Origin of the sequence: Smaragdicoccus niigatensis DSM 44881 = NBRC 103563, from assembly GCF_000380645.1 — a bacterium.
In the GTDB taxonomy this organism is placed as follows: domain Bacteria; phylum Actinomycetota; class Actinomycetes; order Mycobacteriales; family Mycobacteriaceae; genus Smaragdicoccus; species Smaragdicoccus niigatensis.
The window spans coordinates 99,507-116,443 of record NZ_AQXZ01000018.1 but is presented as its reverse complement, the minus strand read 5'-3'; the positions used below and the strand labels follow the sequence as shown (position 1 = coordinate 116,443).

Below are 16,937 nucleotides of genomic sequence, written 5' to 3'. Positions count from 1 at the left end.
GAGTGAGCCATCACTATAAGGGTCGTCGGTGACAAGTTCACCGCGCCGGTGCCACTCCGGAAACTGCAGCTAGATGGGCATTTTGTGCATTTTTGGACGGGCACTGTTCGGCAATTCGTAACCGATTCGACGTATAGACTCCGGCGCATGGCACGGTCGAGGTTCGCAGCGCATTGACCGTGCTCGAATTCGCTGGCCTCGTCCTCGCGGGATACGGCGCCGGACTCATCGGTTTCGTCGCCGGAATGGCGTCCCTGGTGTCCTTTCCGGCACTGCTCGCGGCCGGACTGACGCCCGTCGCCGCGAACGCGACGAACACCGTGGCGCTGGTCGCAGTCGGGATCGGCTCGACCGTGCGCTCGGGCGAGGAACTCGCGGGCCGCGGTCGAGAACTCCGCACCTGGATCATCGTGTTCGCAATCGGCGGTGGGCTCGGTTGCGCGCTGCTCCTTCTGAGTCCCCCGAGTTCATTCGACGCTGCGGTCCCCTTCCTCGTGGCGCTCGCTGGTCTCGCACTTCTGCTGCAGCCACGACTCCAACGCCTGCACAGTTCAGTGCACCACGAGCGGATGACCGCGATCGCGATGTTCCTCGTCGCGGTCTACGGCGGTTACTTCGGAGCCGGCGCCGGTGTGATGTTCCTAGCGCTCTTGCTCGCCGCGCGCGACGAATCCATGCACGCAGCGAGCGTGCTCAAAAGCTTCCTGCTGGGCGTCGCGAACCTCACCGCGGCGATTGCATTCTGCATCTTCGGACCGGTGCATTGGTGGGCGTCGCTCGCGGTCGCGATCGGCGCGTTCCTCGGCGGCTGGACCGGGCCGCCCGTGGTGAAGGCGCTCCCCCAGGACAAACTTCGCATCGCGATCGGAATCGGCGCGTTCGGGCTGGCGGCGTGGCTCTTCTTCCGATGACGTCACAAGCCTGCGAATGACAGGCTGAGAACATGGATGCACGCGTCAGCTTCATCACCCTTGCCGTCGCCGACCTCGACGCGACCCGCCGCTTCTACGTGGACGGGCTCGGCTGGACACCCGAACTCGACGTCCCGGGCGAGGTCCTCATGTTTCGCGTCGGACCGCAACTGATTCTATCCCTTTGGCACGACGCCGAATTCGAAGCCGAAGTCGGGCCGATCCGGCGCGGACCCGGCCTGGCGCCGATCACGCTCGCGCACAACCTCGGCTCCCGCGCCGAAGTCGACCAGGTTCTCGAGACGGCTAAGGCAGCGGGCGCGGATCCAGTGCATCCCGGGCAAGACCGCGACTGGGGTGGATACACCGGCTACTTCGGCGACCCGGACGGCTACCGCTGGGAAATCGCTTGGAATCCAGGACCACTGGGCGACATCGTCGTCCCGTGACACGCGTCATAACCACAGCCCGCTCGCGTAGCTCGTGCCACTATTCCCAGGAAGGGACTCTTTGGAGGCACGATGTCGATGTCATACCGGCTGTCACCGCTGGACCGCTCCGCGCTCGTCGGTGAGGTCGGCCCGGTCAACATGACCGTCGGCAGTCTGATCTTCGTGGAGCACGGTCCGGGCGTGACCTTTGATGCGATCTGCCAGCGCATCCGGGAACGCATCCACCTCGTGCCGCGATGCCGGCAGAGACTCGACGAGGGCCGTACCGGCGTGCGGAACGCGGTGTGGGCCGACGATCCCGATTTCGACGTCGAGTACCACATCCACACGTCAGCTTTGCCGGCGCCGGGCGGTCACGCCGAGCTCATGCGCTACGTCGGCAACGAGATGTCGCGCAAGATCGACCGCTCGCGACCCCTGTGGGAGCTGCACCTCATCGCCGGGCTCGAGGACGGTCGGTTGGCCATCCTCATGAAGATGCACCATGCGATGGTCGATGGCGCGTCCGCGCTGGGAATCGGCCTGGCGATCCTCGATGAAAGCCCGGAGCCCGCCACGATCGCGCCGCCCCAGGACGTTTTCGTCGAGGAAGCCAAGCCCGGATACACTCTCCGGATGGCGCGCAACTTCGCGATCAAACCGATGAAAGCCGCCACCCAGTTCGTCTCCAGCAGCACCCGCCCGTTTCTCGAACCCCTGTCGACCGCGCAGGACATGGTCGAGGCGGCGGAAGTGCTGCGGGAACTCATGCGGGAACGGCCGCCGGCCGTCCATACGCCGTTCAACAACCGCATCTCCGCGAACCGCACTTATGACTGCATGCAGGCGCCGCTGCAACTGTTGAAGGACATCGCGGAGTCGACGGGTCGGACTCTCAACGACGTGCTCCTCGCCGTCGTCGCGGGGATGCTCGCGAAGTACCTCCACGAGGCCGGCGTCGACCCCGCGACGCTTTCCCGCGAACCGTCGACGCTGGTACCGGTGAACATCCGGAAGCCCGGCGAAGTCGGCGGCAACCGCATCTCGGTCGTCATCGCCGAACTGCCGGTGAAAGAGACCGATCCGCTGAAGCGAGTTCAGATCGCGGGAAAGCGGATGGACGAGCTGAAGGAAGCTGCCGGAGTCATGGCCGGCGCGTTGTTCGTCGTCGTCGGCGGTATTGCTCCCCCGCTGCTCGCACCCGCATTGACGACCATGCTGAGCGTCGGAATCGACTTCCCGTCGCACAATCTCGTGGTGTCGAACGTGCCGGGACCGAAGCATCCGCTGTACCTGAACGGTGCAAAGGTTCTCGAGATCTATCCCATCGTGCCGCTCAACCCGGCCGATCAGGGACTCAACGTTGGTGCGTTCTCCTACGCGGGCACGGTCTACTTCGGATTCTCCGCGGACAAGCGACTCACGCCCGGCGTGACCGTGATCAAGGACGCGTTCGACGCCGCACTTCGCGAACTCGCAGATGCGGCGGGCGTTCGCAGCGAACCGGCCATCGAAGAGGCGTCCTCTGACACGCTCACGAAACCGGTCCGCCGCTTCGGCCGTCACTAACTTCCCGCGATGTTGACCAACCACGTGATGCCGAAGCTGTCGGTCGCCATGCCGAAGATGTCGCCCCACATCTGCTTCTCGAGCGCGACGGCAATGGTTCCGTCGGCGGTCAGCTTGTCCCAGTAGCCACGAAGTTCAGCTTCGTCGTCGCCACTGAGGCTGATCGAGATGTTGTTGCCGGGCACGTGTGGCATGCCGGGTGGGTTGTCGGCAGCCATGAGCGTGAATCCGCCCGACGAGGCCAAGGTCCCGTGCATGACGTTGTCCGCTTCCGGGGCGTCCGGTGAGCCGTACTCGGAGAACGGGTGAATCTCGAGGTCGCCGCCGAATACCGAGTGGTAGAACGTCAGCGCCTCACGGGCGTTACCGGGAAAGGAGATGTACGGGTTGAGCATCGAGGCCATGTCGACTCCTGAGTAGGTCCGGGCTGGTTGCCGGTGCCGACGATAGCCGTCTGTTCAAGATCCGAACAGGCTCTCAGCCAGCAATTCGATTCGCCGCGGCGATCAGCGCCCGAACCGCGGAGTCGTCACCCTCGCCGGCGACCGCGAACGCCCAACTGTCGCGCCCGTCGTTGTCGAAGCGCACGAACGTGGCGACCTCGCCGCGACAGGCGCGCTGGTGGAACGACAGGACCTCGACCGGAATGCCGATGGCGTACAACGCGCTCGTGACAGCGGCGATCGGACCATGGGCCGCGACGCGATGAGTCTGAATCGTGTCGCCCACGGAGATTGTCGCGTGGAACTCCGCCGGGCGGTCCAAGGCCTGTGCCAGGCGCCCGAGGCGAATCGGACCGGTCGGTGAGTACTCCGTCAGAAACTGGTCCCAGGTGAGCTCAGCCGCGGCGGACGCGAGCTGGCGCGGGAGCGGTGCGCCCAAGCGCAATTCGACAGGCGAATTACCGCCCCGAGTGGACGCTGTGTAATGCAGTGTGGTTGTCATGTGAAGCGGTCTTCCTCGTACGAGATGGAAGGACCGGCGCGTAGTTCAGACCCGCAACGGGGGGCCAGTCCGACTCAGACCCCGCTGCGGTGAACTACGAGTACGCGCTTCATGATGCGGTTCACCATACAGTGATCGTCGTCGTGAGGGAAGTGAGTGTTACGCCCCCAGTGCGGTGACCTTCGTGGCGCGCATCAATCGCTCGATTCGTGCGGCGAACGCATCGGGTGCGGGCCGGGCCCCGTTCTGCGCCCGGAGCAGCCACGATGTCAGATGTTCGACGAGTTCGCGCACCTCGGTCAGCTGATCAATTCTGGCTTCTTCGGTCGCCGCGGATGCGAGGCACTCGTCCCACACGGCATCGAGGTCGAGAACGCGGCGGACCGTCTCGTAGGCCAATGCCACGTCCGCGGTGCTCACCCCGAGCCGCTCCTGCAGTCGATAGATCGTCCCCGGTCCCACCCGATTGACGAGTTCATCCGCGATGGCCGTGGCGATGATCTCGCGGCGCAGGGGATGGTTCTCGATTCCCGCTGGGACCGCATCCACAACGGCCGGCGGGAAGTACGCCAGCAGTCGCCCGTTGAAGGCGTCGTCATCGACGACCGTCGAGGCAAGCAACTCCTGAGAGACGAGATTCTTCGACTGCGCGACGAGGATCGCGATCTCCGGACGGGTCAGTCCTTGTCCCAATTCGCGCCGCCGTCCGAGTTCCGTGACGGTCGGCAGACCCGCCACCAACGGATCGATCCCACCTTCGACTTCCAGATTTCCGATCAGATGGATATGGCGTTCGAGCAGGTAGCTCGCCTGCGCGGCGGCCAGACTGATCGCGAGGATCGAATGGCGGCTGCCATCGAGAACGCGGCCGGCGACGTCGTCGGTGAGTGTGGCGAGCAGGTGATCCCGACCGGGCATCTCCCCGATCGCGACCTTTAGATTGACCTCGAGATCGCTCGTGGCAACCCCGGCGGCGTTATCGATGAAGTCTCCGTTGATGCGTCCACCGCGGAGCGCGAAGTCGATCCGGGCACGCTCGGTGAAGCCCAGGTTCCCGCCCTCGCCCACGACCTTGGCGCGCAGCTCGGCGGCGGTGACGCGGACCCGATCGTTGACCGGGTCCTGCGCGTCGACATCGGATTCCCGTTCCGACCGCACGTACGTGCCGATTCCCCCGTTCCAGAGGAGATCGACCGGTGCGCGCAGGATCGCTTGGATGAGTTCGTCCGGCGTGAGATTGTCGGCGTCCAGACCCAAGGCGGCGCGTGCCTCGGGACTCATCGAAACGGACTTTGCCGATCTCCGGAAAACGCCGCCGCCCAGCGAGATTCGGGTCCGGTTGTAGTCGTCCCACGACGACGCGGGCAGCGCCGCCAGGCGTTCCCGCTCGGCGAGGGAAACGGTCGTGTTCGGGCTGGGGTCAATGAAGATGTGGCGGTGGTCGAACGCAGCGATCAACCGGATGTTGCGGGACAGCAGCATCCCGTTCCCGAAGACGTCGCCGGACATGTCACCGATTCCGGCGACGGTGAAGGGCTGCGACATATCCATGCCGGCTTCGGCGAAGTGGCGTTCGACCGCGACCCACGCTCCGCGCGCAGTGATGCCCATGGCCTTGTGGTCGTAGCCGGCAGATCCGCCGGACGCGAAGGCATCGCCAAGCCAGAATCCGTACTCCGCAGCGATCCCGTTCGCGACGTCCGAGAATCGTGCTGTTCCCTTGTCTGCGGCGACCACGAGGTAGGGGTCGTCGCCGTCCGCGCACACGACGCGATCGGGGTGAATCACCCGCCCCGCGACGATGTTGTCGGTGACGTCGAGCAACGCGCGAATGAAAGTCTCGTACGCGGCCACCGGCGCGATTCCCGCTCGCCGCACGACGAATGCACCCTTGGCACCCATCGGCACGATCGGTGCGTTCTTGACCGCCTGGGTCTTCATCAAACCGAGAACCTCGGTGCGAAAGTCTTCGGGCCGATCTGACCAGCGCAGTCCCCCACGCGCCACCGCACCGCTGCGAAGATGCACGCCTTCAACGTCGTCGGAGTGGACGAAGATCTCGCGGAACGGGACGACCGGACCGGGATCGAACAGGCTCGACGAATCGATTTTGAAGGCGAGATAGGGCTTCGGCTGGCCGTCCTCGGCGATCTGGAACCAGTTGGTGCGCACGATCGCGAGCACCAGGGCCTGGAGCGAGCGGCGAATGCGATCGTCGTCGAGCGAGGTCGCCTCCTCGACGAGTTCTGCCACGAACTCGGCTTCGTCGGTGAATCCGCCCTGACCTGCGGGGTCGAAGCGGGCACGGAACAACGCCATGATCGCTCGCACGAACTCGGGCGCCCGCGACAGGGCCTCGACAACGTACTTCTCCGAGTAGCCCCACCGCGCCTGCGCCAGGAACCGGCACATCGCACGCACGAGTACCGTCTCCCGCCAGCCGATCCCGGCCGCCGTCACGAGTTGGGCGAACCCGTCGACCTGCCACTTGCCGTTGAAGCCGGCTTCCGCGGCAGCGGCCACTCGGTGGAGCGTCGCCAGGTCGACCTGGAGGTCATCAAAGGTGAAGGCATCGACCCCGCCGAACGATTCGACCTTGTCGACACGCAGGTCGAAGCGAAGGAACAGGGCGCACACGTCCGCCAACGGCGGACGGTTGCGGGAATCCTCGGAGTCGTCCCAATCGACAAAAGCGCGGATGCCGCGATTATTCGATTCGAACCAGGCTCTCGGCGAGCGGATCTGTTCCTGGACAGCGGTCTTCATGGGGTTCCTTGTGGTGACAAGAGCAAGCGGAACGGTTCGGTGCTCCCCTGGGACGCCGATCGACATATATCGATGACGCCGCCCTCAGAGCACTGAATCGTTTGGCAGCCGATCTACGGCAGGGCGATGTACTTGGTTTCGAGGTATTCCTCGATGCCTTCGGAGCCGGCTTCGCGGCCCAGGCCGGATTGTTTGACTCCGCCGAAAGGTGCGGCGACGTCCGAGATGATGCCGCGGTTGACGCCGACCATTCCGGCCTCGACGGCCTCGGCCACTCGCAGGGCACGGGAAAGATCCTGGGTGTAGATGTACGCGGCGAGGCCGTAATCCGTGGCGTTCGCAGCGGCGATACCGGCGGCTTCCCCGTCGAACCCGGTGATCGCGGCGACCGGCCCGAAGACCTCTTCCGTCAAGATCCGCGCGTCGACGGTCACGCCGTCCAGGACCGTCGGCGGGTAGAAATACCCGGCCCCCGCGATCGGCTCCCCACCGCACCTGACGGTGGCGCCCTTCGTGACCGCATCGGCGACCAGGGCGGTCACGGTCGCCCGCTGCTTTTCGGTGATCAGTGGGCCGACCTGCGAGTGTTTTTCGACCCCACTGCCCACGCGTAGGGGTGCCATCCGAGCCGTGAGCTTCTCGGTGAACTCCGAGCGGACCGCGTTGTCGACGTGAATGCGGTTCGCGGCGGTGCACGCCTCGCCCATGTTGCGCATCTTGGCGGCTATCGCGCCGTCGACGGCCGCGTCGAGATCGGCGTCGTCAAACACGACGAATGGCGCGTTGCCCCCGAGTTCCATCGATGAGTTCAGCACCCGCTTGGCCGCCTGGGCGAGCAGGACCTTGCCGACCCCGGTCGAGCCGGTGAAGGTCACCTTGCGCAGCCGCGGGTCGTCGAACATCGGATCGGTGAGAGCTGCCGCGTTCGACGTCGGAAGGATCGAGAGCACACCTTCGGGCAGTCCCGCTTCGGCAAAAACCTGGCCGAGAAGAAGCATTGTCAACGGCGTCTCCGCCGCCGGCTTGCAGATCACCGTGCACCCAGCGGCCAGAGCCGGCCCGATCTTGCGGGTGCCCATCGCGAGCGGGAAGTTCCACGGCGTGATCGCGAGAACCGGCCCGACCGGCTGCTTCGTCACCAGGATCCGGCCCGTGCCGGTCGGCGACGGCGTGTACCGGCCGTTTATCCGGGGTGCTTCCTCGGCGAACCATCGGAGGAACTCGCCACCGTAGGTGACCTCACCGTTCGACTCCGCAAGGGGTTTGCCCATCTCGAGTGTCATGAGCATCGCGAAGTGCTGGCGGTACTTGCCGTCGATGAGTTCCCACGCTCGGCGCAGAATCTCCGCACGCTGGCGGGAGGGCGTCGACGCCCACTCGGCCTGCACTTTCGACGCGGCGTCCAGGGCGCGAGCACCATCGTCAGGGCCGGCATCCGCGACCTCGATCAGCACCTCGCCGGTCGCCGGGTTGTACACCGGGAAACGATTCGTCGAGAGAACCTGGACACCGCCGATCCAGAGGTCAGTGGGTACTGCGGCAAGGGCCTGCTCGGGAGTCACTTGCCTGCCTTTGCCTTGAGCACCGAACCGATGACGTCGAGGCCTTCGATGAGCAATTCATCGCTGATGACCAGCGGCGGAAGGAGCCGGATGATGTTGCCGTACGTGCCGCAGGTCAGCATGACGACGCCCGCCGCGTTCACGGCAGTCGCAACCTCTTTGGTGAGGACTGCGTCTGGTTCGTTGGTGCCGGGCTTGACGATCTCGATCGCCAGCATTGCTCCCCGGCCGCGAATATCACCGATCACGCCAGTCTCGTCGGCGAGCGACCGCAGCATCGGCTTCGCGATCTCTTCGATGTGGCGTGCGCGGGACGCCAAGTCAGCGGACTCGAGGTAGTCGAGCGCAGCGATCGCCGCGGCGCACGCGACCGGGTTTCCACCGTAGGTGCCGCCGAGTCCGCCGGGGTGCACCGCGTCGAGCAGGTCCGCGCGGCCCGTCACGGCGGCAAGGGGCATACCGCCGGCGATGCCTTTGGCCATGGTGACCAGGTCCGGGACGATTCCCTCGTCGTTCGACGCGAACCACGACCCCGTGCGCGCAAAACCGGTCTGGATCTCGTCGGCGATGAACACGACTCCGTTCGCCTGGCACCAGTCGGCGAGCGCCGGCAGGAACCCGCGAGCCGGAACAATGAATCCGCCTTCACCCTGGATCGGCTCGATGATCACGGCCGCCAAAGACCCAGCGCCGATCTGCTTCTCGATCCGATCGATCGCCTCGGCCGCAGCAACCTTGCCGTCAAGGCCGTCGCGGTACGGGTAGGACGCCGGCATCCGGTAGATCTCGGGCGCGAACGGTCCGAAGTTCGACTTGTAGGGCATCGACTTCGCGGTCAGCGCCATCGTGAGGTTGGTGCGACCGTGGTACGCGTGGTCGAACGCCACAACGGCCTGGCGACCCGTCGCGAGCCGAGCGATCTTCACCGCGTTCTCCACCGCTTCCGCGCCGGAGTTGAACAGGACCGTCCGCTTCTCGTGGTCGCCCGGTGTCAGCCGGTTGAGCCGCTCGGCGACCTCGATGTATCCCTCATACGGGGTGACCATGAAACAGGTGTGCGTAAGGTGCGCAGCCTGTTCGGCGACGGCTGCCGCCACCTGCGGGTTCGATGCCCCGACGCTGGTCACCGCGATGCCCGACCCCAGGTCGATGAGCGAATTACCGTCCACGTCCACGATGACGCCGCCGTCGGCATCGACGGCATAGACCGGCGCCGACGAGCCGACGCCGGCCGCGACCGCCCGCTTGCGTCGCGTCGCCAGCTCCGACGAGCGTGGGCCGGGAAGTGACGTGACGAGATTCCGCTCCTGCGGCAGTCGGTAGGTGATGTCGGGCATCGGTGCTCCTTGTTTCGGTGACTACCGCCGAGTCTTGGCGCCGAACACGGACGGGTCGATCGCCTTTTTGGCGAAGCTTTGAGCCCAAGTTCTACGAAATGGCTATTTCGCATGTGTTTCGCATCACACACACTGGGTAAGTCGCCTGAAACACAGGCGGCGGTCGCCGGCTCATAGGAGTGCACGGCGAGTTTCATCTCTCCCGTGCACAACACAAGGAGCCTCATGTCCCTCATACGTGCGAACTACGACGCACAGATATCGCCGGAGACATCGGCGGGACTGCCGATCACACCCAATTCGCTCGAGAAAGAGCCGAAGAAGCTCCGCTCCCGCCACGTCACGATGATCACCCTCGGCGGAATCATCGGGGCCAGTCTGTTCGTCGGTTCCGGCAACGTCATTCGCACGGTCGGGCCGGCCGCGATTCTCTGCTACCTCATCGGCGGACTGCTGGTGTTCCTCGCCATGCGAATGCTCGGCGAAATGGCCGCTGCCCGACCCACCACGGGTTCATTCATGGAGTACGCCCGGACCGGACTCGGCAACTGGGCGGCCTACTTCGTCGGCTGGCTCTACTGGTACTTCTGGGTCGGCGTTCTCGCCTTCGAAGCCGTCGTCGGCGGCTCGATTCTCCACGGGTGGGTGTCCGGTGTGCCGGCCTGGCTGTTCTCCGTCGGCCTGATCCTGCTGTTCACCGCCTCGAACCTGATCTCGGTTCGTTCCTTCGGTGAGGTCGAATTCTGGCTCGCGAGCGTCAAAGTCCTCGCGATCATCGTGTTTCTGGGTATCGGCATCCTCTTCGCCACCGGTCTCTGGAGCGGTTCGACTTTCTCGATCCCCAACCTCTGGCAACACGGCGGATTCGCCCCGCACGGCATCTGGCCCATCATCAGCGGCGTCGCACTCGTGATCTTCTCCTACTTCGGAACCGAGATCGCCGTCATGGCGGCCGCGGAATCGGAGAACCCTTCGAAGGGCGTGCGGCAGGCTGCGAGCACCGTCATCTGGCGAATCCTGCTGTTCTTCGTCGGCGCCGTCACCATCATGGTCATCGTCGTGCCGTGGAACCAACTGCCCGACCCCAAGGAACACGCGCCGTTCGCCTACATCTTCGGCATGTTCGGAATCCCGGCGGCTCAAACGATCATGACGGCGGTCATCCTCACCGCAGTGTGCTCGGTATTGAACTCGGGGCTCTACTCGGCCGCTCGTATGTTCTCCGCACTCGCCGATGACGGCTTCGCCCCCAAGATCGTGGCCAAGAAACACCGCGGTGTTCCGGTCGTCGCCGTCGTGGCCTCCACGCTCGGCGCTTACGCCGCGGTGTTCGTCAATTTCGTCGCACCGAATTCCGGAGTCTTCGACTTCATCATGAACTCGGCCGGCCTGGTGGCTCTGTTCGTCTACGCGTTCATCGCCCTGACGCAGATGCGCACCCGGCAGAAGATGACGCCCGAGGAGCAGTCCCACCTCAAGCTCAAGATGTGGCTCCATCCCTGGCTCGCCGTCCTGACGATCTCCGCGGTCGTCGGCATCGTCATCGTCATGTTGCTCGGCGACGAATCCAGCCGAACGCAGGTCTGGACGAGCCTCGTCTCTGTTGTCGTTCTCGCGCTGTTCTGGCCGCTGGCGCGCAAGAGCGTCGCACGCGTCGACGCGACCCGAACAACCGTCTGACCCTTCACTGATGCGGCTGCTGCCGGACGTTGGTCCGGGAGCAGCTGCGTCCTTGGTCGCGGCCATTTTCGGGCGCGCCATCCTGTCGAACACACTCGATCAGATTCGACAAAAAGGCGACCCCTTTCCGTCGCCCGCTCACCCAAAATCGTAAGTGCCGCACCAAGCACTGACCCTGAAGGAGGCACACAATGCCTAAGTCCGTCACCCGTCCACCCGCCAAGCCGCGCACCACGGTCAAGCGCGAGGCCGCCCAGCGCGTCGAGGTGAGTGTCGGTACGGACGCCGCGTTCGCCTCGGCCACCGTGCCGACAGCACCGAAGCGGCGCGTCCTTCGGAACGTCTCCGAAGTCCGCCACTTCTTCCGCACGAACGACGTGCCGATCTACTTCGTCGGCGCGACGCCGTTCAACCTGCTCGGCCTCGACCGCTGGGTCCGGAAGTTCAGCTACATCGCCTACTACGACGCCTGGGACGGCGCTCATCCGCGCGTCTTCACGCCGAAGTTCAAGCCGTACGAGGAGTTCGGCTCTGGCGAGGACATCAACAACTGGCTGCTCCGGCACCCGGAGACCCGCGCCTACATCGAGCGCGACACTCCGCGGGGCGTGCGTCCGAAGGTTGCGATGGTGTTCTTCAACGCCGAGACCGAGTCGATCTGCGCCGAACTCGGCTACGACCTGATCCTCCCGACGGCCGAACTGCGCGAGCACCTCGACTCGAAGATCGTCACCACGAAGCTGGGCGACGAAGCGGGGTCACCGAGCGTCCCGAACATCCTCACAACCGTCGACTCGTGGGAAGAGCTCCGCGCGGCTGCCGAAAAGGCCGGCCTGGGCGACGAACTCGTGGTCCAGACGCCATACGGCGACTCGGGCAAGACGACGTTCTTCATCTCGTCCGAAGCCGACTGGCGCAAGTACGCCGGCGACATCGTCGGCGAAGACGTGAAGGTCATGCGCCGCATCAACAACTACCCCGTCGCGGTCGAGGCGGTGATCACCCGCTGCGGCACGATCGTCGGCCCGTTCATGACGGAACTGACCGGTTACCGGGAACTGACGCCGTACAAGGGCGGCTGGTGCGGCAACGAGATGCACCCTGACGTCCTCACGCCCGAGCGCCGCGAAAAGGCTGCGGAACTGGTCCGCAAGCTCGGTGACCGCCTCGGCAAGGAAGGCTACAAGGGCTTCTTCGAGGTCGACGTTCTCATCGATACCGACACCGAGGAGGTGTACCTCGGTGAGCTCAACCCGCGCATCAGCGGTGCCACGTCGATCACGAACGTGACCGCCGGCGCCTATGCCGACGTGCCGCTGTTCCTCTTCCACCTGCTCGAGTTCATGGGCGTCGACTTCGACATCGACGTCGACGACATCAACGAGCGTTGGGAGACGCTCGCCGCGGCGGACACCTGGTCGCAGATGATCATCAAGGAGACGAACGACGTCGTCGAACTGCTCGAGGCGACTCCGAAGACCGGTCACTACTCGCTCGACGACCGCGGAAACCTCATCTTCCGCCGGTCCGCCCTGGACTGGCACCAGCTCCAGGACGAGAGCGAGGCGTTCTTCCTGCGCATCTATGCCACCGGCGACTACCGGTGGAAGGGCGCCGACCTCGGCATCTTGATCACGAAGGGCAGGCTGCAGCGCGAGCGGGCCCATGGTGGCTCGGCGCTGACGATTCGGGCCAAGCACTTCATCGACTCGTTTCGGGCGCAGTACAGCGGTACGCCGCTGGCTGCTCCGATGGTTGATGCGCCTGTCTATGAGGGGATTCGGTCCGTCTAGTGGAATCCGGACAACTGGCTATCAAAGGAGATTCAGCCATGATCGGTGGTGACCCGGGCCGGGTTCTGTCGGCCGTGACACTCGACAACTGGCAGTCGTCGGCGAACTTGCACTGGACGTTCCAGCACGTCGCGGACTTCCTGCCGACTTCCCTCATCTCACGTGGCACGGGCGCTATTGCGACCCTGCCCCCACGACCGGCGGGGATTTCGGATCTCGAGGTGAAGCTGCCCGATGACAAGCGGACGACGGTTGGGCAAATCATGGGCACAACGGCGACCGACGGGTGGATCGTGTCGCATCGCGGCGACATCCTGTCGGAGGCCTACTACGGCGGCATGACCCCCGGCACGCAGCACCTGTTGATGTCGGTGAGCAAGTCGCTGGTCGCGATGGTCGTCGGCGCGCTGGGCGTGGACCCAGACGCGCTCGTCACGAGCTACGTTCCTGCACTGGCGGTTTCGGGTTACCACGGCGCGACCGTACGCCACTTGCTGGATATGCGGTCGGGCATCAAGTTCTCGGAGAACTACCTCGATCCCCTCGCTGAAGTCCGGTTGATCGAGCAGGCCATCGGCTGGGCGCCGCGCACAGTTCCCGACCTGCCGAACACCATGTACGACTTCCTGACGACGCTGCAGCAGAAGTCGCCGCACGGCGGCGCGTTCGAGTACCGCTCATGCGAGACCGATGTGCTCGGCTGGGTGTGCGAAGCCGTATCCGGCAAGCGCATGCCGGAACTGATGTCGGAACTGGTGTGGAGCAGAATCGGGGCCCGATACGACGCGTCGATCAGCGTCGATTCCGTCGGTGCCGGCATGTTCGACGGCGGGATCAATGCCTGCCTGTCCGATCTCGTCCGCTTCGGATCTCTGTATCTCAACGAAGGCGTGTCGCTGACCGGCGAGAAGGTCGTTCCGGAGTCGTGGATTGCGGACACTTTGTCGGGAGCTCCTGACTCGCGCGCCGCATTCGCGAACAGCCCCGACGACCTGCGAATGCCGGGTGGGATGTATCGCAACCAGGTGTGGCTCCCGTATGAGGGCAACAATGTGTTGCTCTGCCTGGGAATTCACGGTCAGATGATCTACGTCAACCGCAGCGCGGACGTCGTCGCGGCGAAGTTGTCGAGCTGGCCGCTACCGCAGAACGCTCAGATGCTGTTCTCGACCGTCCGCGCCTTTGACGCGATCGCGGCCGCCGTCGCATAGACAAGTTGGCGTCTGGCGCACTCGACCAGACGCCAATTCGTCTATCGTTGGCGGAATGAATGTGGCGTTGACGTGGGTCTTGGCTCAGCCTGATCTGCGGCTACGCTTGGTCGGCGGACGCGGCGGGGTCGCGCGCGAGACCCGGCTCGCGCTCGTGACCGAGCTGATGGACCCGAATGAGTGGCTCTCGGGTGGGGAACTCGTCCTGACCACCGGAATCCAGCTCCCCGACACGGCCGAGGGAAAGCGCGCATACTTGCGCCGCCTCAACGACAGTCACGTCGCGGGGGTCGGATTCGGCGCAGGGGTGACCTACGACGAAGTACCGGCCGATCTAATCACGGTGGCTGACGAGCTCGACCTTCCGCTCATCGAAGTCCCGCGCCAGATCCCCTTCGCCGCCGTCGTGGAACGCGTCTCGACCCGGATAGCCGAGCTTCAATACGGTGCGGTCCTGCGGGCTTCGCGCGCGCAACCCCGCATGACGCGCGCGGTCTTGACCGAGGGCGCCCACGCGATCCTCGCCGAGCTAGGACAATCGCTCGAGTCGACCGTCCTGCTGCTCGACAACGGCGGCGCGGTGATCGACAGCCATCCACGCGTCATCGACCCGGAGTTCGCGTCCGCGGTCGTCGGCGCTATGTCGCTTCGCGCAGCTGCGGGCTCGGCAAGCCTTGGCAATCTGACGGTCACCCATCAGCAGATCCAGGTCGGCCGTCGAGTTCGCGGTCACTTGGTTGTCGTCGGGGCGCCACTCGGCAATATCGACCAGGTCCTCCTCGGTCACGCGAACTCTCTACTGGCACTCGACCTCACGTTGCCGAACCGGCTTCGCAACACCCAACGTGACCTCAACGCGCAGGCGCTCGCGCTGCTGCTCGGGGAGCGAGTCGACCTGACGCAGGCGCGCCAACTCATGCCCGGCGCCGCGGATAGTCGCGGCGAAATCCGGGCGCTCGTCGTCACCGGCGATGAGCGTGCCGTCGAACGGGCGGCCGCCGCCATCGAACGTGCGACGGCGAAGGCCGGATTCCCGGTGTTCCGGTATCTCAGTGGCTCGCGACTGACCGTGGTGTTGCCTGCCGCGGAGGGCGAATCGATTGTGGACTCGGCCATTTCGCGGATCGATCGCCGAACACTGCGGGCCGGCATGAGCGCCGCCCACCGGACGTCCCGCCTGCAAACCGCGGTCGACAACGCGAATCTCGCGGCCTCGTCCGCCGAAATGGGCGGCGAAGTGCTCGAATTCACGAGCCTCGTCGGAAGTGCGCTGTTGTCCAACAAGGCGAGTCGTGACGTCCTCAACGCGGTCGCGGACACCCTACTGACCGCGCTGCGGCTGTACGACGACGAGAACGGGTCGGAACTCCTTCCCGCGCTCCGCGCATTCCTCGAGAGCAACGGACATTGGGAAGCGGCCGCGGCAGCAGCCAGCGTCCACCGGCACACGCTCCGCAAGCGCGTCGAACTCGCGCAGGACGTGCTCGGCGTCGACCTCGACATCGCGCGCGTACGCGCCGAACTCCTGCTGGCGATCTTGGCGAGCAGCAGCTGAGCTACGCGGCACCGGTCGCCTTCGGGGCGATCGACACGTACCGGTGGCCGGTCGGGGTGCGAAGTTCATAGGCGTGGCGTTCGCCGTCGACGGGCTTGGCCGTAAAGCCCGGCGCTTCGACGGTGTAGTTGCAGCCCTCGCACACCCCCGCCCCGTTCACACTGCTGGTCGCCCCTCCGTGCTGACGGCCGAGGATGTGATCGTGATGCCGGATCGGAGCGCCGCAATACGGCGTGCGACACACATCGTCGCGGATGTCAAGGAACTGTTTGAGCTTGGCCGGGAAGAACCGTCGGCGGGATTCCATCCCCACCAGTTCCCCGGTCTTGGGTCGGATGTAAAGCCGACGGATCCATGCCAGACCCGTCTTGACCCACCGCCGCGCGATCGACGACGGAATCGGCCCCAACCCGACCGCTTGCGCCGGCTCACAGTCACCGCCGAGCAACGCGACATCGGTCATCACCAGGTTCACCGTCACCGGCACCTCGTTCGCACTGCCCAAGCCGGTGAGGAGCTCGACGAACCGGTCCGCCTCGATCTGATCATGCGTGCGCTCATCCCCGGTCGCTTTGACCGCGTCGGCATCACGCTTCAGGCAGGCCTTGACCGTCACCGCTTGTGGCATCGGCACCAGCGCCGTCACGTACGCCATCGCATCCGGCGCGGGCCGCACGCTGACGTGCCGCTCGCTCACCGCCCGGGCATGCCTTTTGACCACCGCTTCGGGAGCGAGCGTGTACGCGTGTCGCTTGACCTCCCGTTCGAACTGCGTGTCGCTCCACCCCTCGAACGTCGCAGCGTCACCACAGACCAGGCGATCGATCTGCGCCCGTTCTTCCCGCGTGAGGTATCCCGTCTCGCGAACGAGGATCGTGGCCCGATACTCGGTCAACACACCCTCGCGCATTCGCTCCAGGGTGTGCGGCATCTCCGAAACCAACGCCTTTCCGAGCCCGAGATGGATGTTCCCGCGCCGCGGCGACTCCCGGCGCGCGAGCGCGATCTCCAACCCCACGCCCTGGCCTTGTTTCTCCTGACGCATCCCGCGAGCCGCATGCCGCACCCGCACCGACGCATCCAACGCGGCAGCCTCCACCGCCTGAGCTGCCGAGAGCGCGTTCTTCACCCGTTCGTACAGAGCGGTCCGGTCGATCCGCGTCGCTTCGTCCACATC

The 16,937-nt window shown here is 65.2% G+C and carries 13 protein-coding genes; 7 read left to right on the top strand and 6 right to left on the bottom strand.

Features of this window, described 5'->3' with window-relative positions; all coding sequences use genetic code 11:
• Positions 1 to 173 precede the first annotated feature (173 nt).
• From F600_RS0116560 to F600_RS0116550, 3 genes are all read left to right on the top strand, one after another.
• Positions 174 to 911, top strand: coding sequence for a sulfite exporter TauE/SafE family protein (locus F600_RS0116560; protein WP_026306609.1), 738 nt, complete (start codon positions 174 to 176; stop codon positions 909 to 911).
• Positions 912 to 943: 32 nt separating this feature from the next.
• Positions 944 to 1,360 carry a VOC family protein gene (locus F600_RS0116555; protein ID WP_018161746.1) on the top strand — a complete coding sequence of 139 codons (417 nt, stop codon included), beginning with the start codon at positions 944 to 946 and terminating at the stop codon, positions 1,358 to 1,360.
• A 72-nt stretch (positions 1,361 to 1,432) separates the two neighbouring features.
• Complete coding sequence (locus tag F600_RS0116550) at positions 1,433 to 2,911, top strand: wax ester/triacylglycerol synthase family O-acyltransferase (protein ID WP_018161745.1); 1,479 nt, start codon at positions 1,433 to 1,435, stop codon at positions 2,909 to 2,911.
• On the opposite strand, the gene F600_RS0116545 is transcribed toward F600_RS0116550, so the two are convergent.
• The 5 genes from F600_RS0116545 to gabT all read right to left on the bottom strand — a co-directional run bounded on the left by F600_RS0116545 (position 2,908) and on the right by gabT (position 9,521).
• Positions 2,908 to 3,315 (bottom strand): VOC family protein, encoded by a 408-nt coding sequence (locus F600_RS0116545; protein ID WP_018161744.1) that lies wholly within the window; start codon positions 3,313 to 3,315, stop codon positions 2,908 to 2,910. The genes F600_RS0116550 and F600_RS0116545 overlap by 4 nt on opposite strands.
• 73 nt (positions 3,316 to 3,388) lie before the next feature.
• Positions 3,389 to 3,856, bottom strand: coding sequence for a 2-isopropylmalate synthase (locus F600_RS28705; RefSeq protein WP_156024649.1), 468 nt, complete (start codon positions 3,854 to 3,856; stop codon positions 3,389 to 3,391).
• Between the two features lie 159 nt (positions 3,857 to 4,015).
• Entirely contained in the window at positions 4,016 to 6,688 is a 2,673-nt protein-coding gene (locus F600_RS0116535; RefSeq protein ID WP_018161742.1) for an NAD-glutamate dehydrogenase domain-containing protein, read from the bottom strand.
• Positions 6,689 to 6,735: 47 nt separating this feature from the next.
• Positions 6,736 to 8,184, bottom strand: a complete 1,449-nt coding sequence (locus F600_RS0116530) for an NAD-dependent succinate-semialdehyde dehydrogenase (RefSeq protein ID WP_018161741.1) — start codon at positions 8,182 to 8,184, stop codon at positions 6,736 to 6,738.
• Complete coding sequence (gene gabT / locus F600_RS0116525; protein ID WP_018161740.1) at positions 8,181 to 9,521, bottom strand: 4-aminobutyrate--2-oxoglutarate transaminase; 1,341 nt, start codon at positions 9,519 to 9,521, stop codon at positions 8,181 to 8,183. The genes F600_RS0116530 and gabT overlap by 4 nt, the downstream gene beginning before the upstream one ends.
• A gap of 225 nt (positions 9,522 to 9,746) precedes the next feature.
• On the opposite strand from gabT, the gene F600_RS0116520 reads away from it, so the two are divergent.
• The 4 genes from F600_RS0116520 (at position 9,747) to F600_RS0116505 (ending at position 15,760) form a co-directional block, all read left to right on the top strand.
• A complete protein-coding gene (locus F600_RS0116520) occupies positions 9,747 to 11,201 on the top strand; it encodes an amino acid permease (RefSeq protein WP_018161739.1) in 1,455 nt (484 codons plus the stop codon).
• Positions 11,202 to 11,392: 191 nt separating this feature from the next.
• The gene (locus tag F600_RS0116515) at positions 11,393 to 12,994 is read left to right on the top strand and encodes a biotin carboxylase (RefSeq protein ID WP_018161738.1); all 1,602 of its coding nucleotides are present in this window, start codon (positions 11,393 to 11,395) and stop codon (positions 12,992 to 12,994) included.
• 38 nt (positions 12,995 to 13,032) lie between these two features.
• Positions 13,033 to 14,205, top strand: coding sequence for a serine hydrolase domain-containing protein (locus F600_RS0116510; protein ID WP_018161737.1), 1,173 nt, complete (start codon positions 13,033 to 13,035; stop codon positions 14,203 to 14,205).
• A gap of 55 nt (positions 14,206 to 14,260) precedes the next feature.
• Positions 14,261 to 15,760 carry a PucR family transcriptional regulator gene (locus F600_RS0116505; RefSeq protein WP_018161736.1) on the top strand — a complete coding sequence of 500 codons (1,500 nt, stop codon included), beginning with the start codon at positions 14,261 to 14,263 and terminating at the stop codon, positions 15,758 to 15,760.
• Position 15,761: 1 nt separating this feature from the next.
• Here the strand turns inward: F600_RS0116505 and F600_RS0116500 are convergent, their stop codons facing one another.
• On the bottom strand, positions 15,762 to 16,934 hold the full coding sequence (locus F600_RS0116500; RefSeq protein WP_051090863.1) for an HNH endonuclease: 1,173 nt from the start codon (positions 16,932 to 16,934) through the stop codon (positions 15,762 to 15,764).
• Between the last annotated feature and the right edge of the window lie 3 nt (positions 16,935 to 16,937).

What these genes read in the sequence shown, in the direction of transcription:
- F600_RS0116550 (WP_018161745.1), top strand. Translation starts at nt 1,433, where the DNA reads ATGTCGATGTCATACCGGCTGTCACCGCTGGACCGCTCCGCGCTCGTC.
- F600_RS0116510 (WP_018161737.1), top strand. Translation starts at nt 13,033, where the DNA reads ATGATCGGTGGTGACCCGGGCCGGGTTCTGTCGGCCGTGACACTCGAC.
- F600_RS0116505 (WP_018161736.1), top strand. Translation starts at nt 14,261, where the DNA reads ATGAATGTGGCGTTGACGTGGGTCTTGGCTCAGCCTGATCTGCGGCTA.
- F600_RS0116545 (WP_018161744.1), bottom strand. Translation starts at nt 3,315, where the DNA reads ATGGCCTCGATGCTCAACCCGTACATCTCCTTTCCCGGTAACGCCCGT.
- gabT (WP_018161740.1), bottom strand. Translation starts at nt 9,521, where the DNA reads ATGCCCGACATCACCTACCGACTGCCGCAGGAGCGGAATCTCGTCACG.
- F600_RS0116535 (WP_018161742.1), bottom strand. Translation starts at nt 6,688, where the DNA reads ATGTCGATCGGCGTCCCAGGGGAGCACCGAACCGTTCCGCTTGCTCTT.
- F600_RS28705 (WP_156024649.1), bottom strand. Translation starts at nt 3,856, where the DNA reads ATGACAACCACACTGCATTACACAGCGTCCACTCGGGGCGGTAATTCG.
- F600_RS0116520 (WP_018161739.1), top strand. Translation starts at nt 9,747, where the DNA reads ATGTCCCTCATACGTGCGAACTACGACGCACAGATATCGCCGGAGACA.
- F600_RS0116515 (WP_018161738.1), top strand. Translation starts at nt 11,393, where the DNA reads ATGCCTAAGTCCGTCACCCGTCCACCCGCCAAGCCGCGCACCACGGTC.
- F600_RS0116555 (WP_018161746.1), top strand. Translation starts at nt 944, where the DNA reads ATGGATGCACGCGTCAGCTTCATCACCCTTGCCGTCGCCGACCTCGAC.